Here is a 3,325-nt window from a genome sequence, read left to right on the forward strand (position 1 = left end):
GGCGACCGCATCGGCCTGGTCGGCCGCAACGGCGCCGGAAAGACCACGCTGACCAAGTGCCTGGCCGGCGAGGGCATCCCCGCCGCCGGCACCATCACCCGTTCCGGCGAGGTCGGCTATCTGCCGCAGGACCCGCGCACCGGTGACCTCGACGTCCTCGCCCGCGACCGCATCCTCTCCGCGCGCGGCCTGGACGTACTGATCCGCAAGATGCGCGACAACGAGCAGCGCATCGCCAGCGGCAAGGGCGCCACCCGCGACAAGGCGATGAAGCAGTACGAGCGCCAGGAGACCGAGTTCCTCACCAAGGGCGGGTACGCCGCCGAGGCCGAGGCCGCCACCATCGCCGCCGCGCTCAACCTGCCGGACCGGGTGCTCGGCCAGCCGCTGCACACCCTCTCCGGCGGTCAGCGCCGCCGCGTGGAACTGGCCCGCATCCTCTTCTCGGACGCGGACACGCTGCTCCTCGACGAGCCGACCAACCACCTCGACGCCGACTCGATCATCTGGCTGCGCGACTACCTCAAGACCTACCGCGGCGGCTTCATCGTGATCTCGCACGACGTCGACCTGGTGGACACGGTCGTGAACAAGGTGTTCTACCTGGACGCCAACCGCGCCACGATCGACATCTACAACATGGGCTGGAAGCTCTACCAGCAGCAGCGCGAGGCCGACGAGAAGCGCCGCAAGCGCGAGCGCGCCAACGCCGAGAAGAAGGCCGCCGCCCTGCACTCGCAGGCCGACAAGATGCGCGCCAAGGCCACCAAGACGGTCGCCGCGCAGAACATGGCCCGCCGCGCGGACAAGCTGCTGGCCGGCCTGGAGGCGGTGCGCCAGTCCGACAAGGTCGCCAAGCTGCGCTTCCCCGAGCCCGCGCCCTGCGGCAAGACCCCGCTGACCGCCGAGGGCCTGTCCAAGTCGTACGGCTCGCTGGAGATCTTCACCGACGTCGACCTGGCCATCGACAAGGGTTCCCGCGTGGTCATCCTCGGCCTCAACGGCGCCGGCAAGACCACCCTGCTGCGGCTCCTGGCGGGTGTGGAGAAGCCCGACACCGGCGAGGTGATCGAGGGCCACGGCCTCAAGCTCGGGTACTACGCGCAGGAGCACGAGACCCTGGACCCGGACCGCACGGTCCTGGAGAACATGCGCTCGGCCGCGCCCGACATGGACCTGGTCGAGGTCCGCAAGGTGCTCGGTTCGTTCCTGTTCTCCGGCGACGACGTGGACAAGCCGGCCGGGGTGCTCTCCGGCGGTGAGAAGACCCGCCTCGCGCTGGCCACCCTGGTGGTCTCCTCGGCGAACGTGCTGCTGCTCGACGAGCCCACCAACAACCTCGACCCGGCCAGCCGTGAGGAGATCCTGGGCGCGCTGCGCACCTACAAGGGCGCTGTCGTGCTGGTCACCCACGACGAGGGCGCGGTGGAGGCGCTCCAGCCGGAGCGGATCATCCTGCTGCCGGACGGCGTCGAGGACCTGTGGGGCCAGGACTACGCCGATCTGGTGGCCCTGGCCTGACCCGCAGTCCGCGTCGGTCCGGCGTGATCGAAGGGATGATCCACCGCGTATGGATCATTCGGACGATCCGTGATCCATCATCTGTGTGAGATCTCCTCATCCCAGGTGTGTCCTACACCGATGTCACGGCCGATCCCTTCGTCGACAAGGGGTCGGCCGTCGGGCATCTCTGACCTGCTGCTTTGCGGAACAACCCGTTCAGTCGTATGCGGCCCAACGAGTTGAATCCCTGATTCCGCTTGTGGGGACGCACTCCTGTCGTCACAACCCTCATCCACGGACCTTGCCGAATGGGTGGCCATGAAGGCCCGGAGGGGTGATCATGAGGAGACCAGAGCGCACTTCCCATGAGGAGGCACGGGTGGCCGAGACTCTGAAGAAGGGCAGCCGGGTGACCGGCGCCGCGCGCGACAAGCTCGCGGCAGACCTGAAGAAGAAGTACGACGCCGGTGCGAGCATCCGGGCGTTGGCCGAGGAGACCGGCCGCTCGTATGGCTTTGTGCACCGCATGTTGAGCGAATCGGGCGTCACGCTCCGTGGGCGTGGCGGGGCGACTCGGGGCAAGAAGGCCCAGTCGGCCTGACCCCGGGCGGCCCAGCGCCTTCGCTGGTGGCCACCCGGTCGGTCGTCTCCCGTGTCCTTGAGGGACCTGGTGGGACCCCAGGCCGCCCGGGTGGTTACTGTGCAGTCACTTAGGAGTGCCCGCCGCACGGCACGGCACTCACGATGACCGCACCCATCGGAGGCGCCCCATGGCTTCGCTCGACCCGGTAATCGATCCGGTACTCGACAAGGACGGCGTACGGCTCACCGTCGAGGACGCGATCGCCACGGTGACGCTGACCAACCCGGCCAAGCGCAACGCACAGAGCCCCGCTCTGTGGCGGGCGCTGGCCGAGGCCGGCCGGCTGTTGCCGGGCAGCGTCCGCGTGGTCGTGCTGCGCGCCGAGGGCAAGTCGTTCTCGGCCGGGCTCGACCGCCAGGCGTTCACGCCCGAGGGCTTCGACGGCGAGCCGTCGTTCCTCGACCTGGCACGCGGTTCGGACGCCGAGCTGGACGCCACCATCGCCGAGTACCAGGAGGCGTTCACCTGGTGGCGGCGCAGCGACCTCGTGTCGATCGCCGCCGTCCAGGGGCACGCCATCGGCGCCGGGTTCCAGCTCGCACTCGCCTGTGATCTGCGAGTCGTCGCCGACGACGTGCAGTTCGCCATGCGCGAGACCAGCCTCGGACTGGTGCCCGACCTCACCGGCACCCATCCGCTGGTGGGCCTGGTCGGGTACGCCCGCGCGCTGGAGATCTGCGCCACCGGGCGGTTCGTCCTGGCCGAGGAGGCCGTGGCCACCGGACTGGCCAACATCGCCGTGCCCGTGGACCAGCTCGATGCCGCCGTCCGTGACCTGGCCACCGCACTGCTGGCCGCGCCGCGCGACGCCGTCATCGAGACCAAGGCCCTGCTGCGCGGCGCCCAGGACCGCACCTACGAGGAGCAGCGCACGGCCGAACGCCAGGCCCAGGCCCGCCGCCTGCGCGACCTGGCCGGAATCGGCGACTGACCCTCACCCGCGGCACGGGGGACCGCCCACGGGCCGTCCCGACGGGTCACCTGACCGTGGGGCGGCGACCGCTGGTCACCTGATCGCCGGTCACCACCCCGCGGGGCGACCGGCGCATCCCCCTGCCGCAGGCGGCTCCTCACCCCACCGAGGTGACCAGCACCGCCACCGTCGGGTGGTCCCGCAGCGCCTCGCTCACCCGCGTGCGGACCTCACGAGCCACGTCCAGGGCCCGGTGGTCCGCGCGC

Annotated in this window: 3 protein-coding genes; all 3 read left to right on the forward strand. The window is 70.3% G+C overall.

Annotated features, from left to right (window positions below):
* Window positions 1–1,521, forward strand: a 1,521-nt coding sequence (locus CCN42_RS28315) for an ABC-F family ATP-binding cassette domain-containing protein (RefSeq protein ID WP_086739858.1), incomplete at its 5' end; no start/stop codon positions are given.
* A 361-nt stretch (window positions 1,522–1,882) separates the two neighbouring features.
* On the forward strand, window positions 1,883–2,104 hold the full coding sequence (locus tag CCN42_RS28320; RefSeq protein ID WP_043499642.1) for a helix-turn-helix domain-containing protein: 222 nt from the start codon (window positions 1,883–1,885) through the stop codon (window positions 2,102–2,104).
* A 169-nt stretch (window positions 2,105–2,273) separates the two neighbouring features.
* Window positions 2,274–3,077, forward strand: coding sequence for an enoyl-CoA hydratase/isomerase family protein (locus CCN42_RS28325; RefSeq protein ID WP_086173526.1), 804 nt, complete (start codon window positions 2,274–2,276; stop codon window positions 3,075–3,077).
* Window positions 3,078–3,325 lie beyond the last annotated feature (248 nt).

The sequence above is a fragment of the Streptomyces glaucescens genome (assembly GCF_002154375.1).
Classification (GTDB): Bacteria; Actinomycetota; Actinomycetes; order Streptomycetales; family Streptomycetaceae; genus Streptomyces; species Streptomyces glaucescens.

Bases quoted from the DNA above. Each gene is read 5' to 3' on its own strand.
- CCN42_RS28325 (WP_086173526.1), top strand. From the start codon at position 2,274: ATGGCTTCGCTCGACCCGGTAATCGATCCGGTACTCGACAAGGACGGC.